Source organism: Novosphingobium mangrovisedimenti (assembly GCF_025153475.1).
GTDB lineage: Bacteria > Pseudomonadota > Alphaproteobacteria > Sphingomonadales > Sphingomonadaceae > Novosphingobium > Novosphingobium mangrovi_A.
Map to the genome: position 1 here is coordinate 1 of NZ_JANZXA010000063.1, position 517 is coordinate 517.

1 protein-coding gene is annotated in these 517 nt (G+C 73.1%); it reads right to left on the reverse strand.

Annotated features, from left to right (window positions below):
• Nucleotides 1–517 (reverse strand): hypothetical protein (locus NZK81_RS21470; protein ID WP_419181733.1); only part of this gene is annotated, 517 nt, incomplete at both ends.

Here is a 517-nt window from a genome sequence, read left to right on the forward strand (position 1 = left end):
CGATGGTGGTATTGCCGCTTACGGTCAGGCTGCCACCGCTTGCCGCAGCGGTGGCCGTCCCGCCCTGCGCATCGATGCCAGCGAACGTGGCAAGGGCACTCAGGCGTTGCGCGGCGGCCTGTACCCGAAGGGCTCCGCCGATGCCGATGGCACCGCCGGTGGTCTCGATCCGGGCCATGCCTGCCGTGCTGGTGCGCCCGTCGCTCGCCTCTCCGGCGGCGAAGATCGCGTTGCCGCCGATGTTGGTGTCGGCGAGCGAGAGCGATCCGCCCTGCGCGAGGATCGTCGCCGTGCCGCCCGTCGCCATGCCGCTGGTTCCGCCCGCGCCGAAGGCCGATGCGGACTGGGCGTTGGCGATGATGTCGGTGGTGCCGCTCACGCTCACCGCTGCCGTGCCCGCGGTGCCGAGGCGGGCCGTGCCGCCCCGGGCATCGCCGCCGCTGCCGGTCTGCGTGATGTCGATGTCCTGCGCCAGGGCGCCGGCCGAGATGGTCAGGTTGCCGCTGGCGATCGTGGC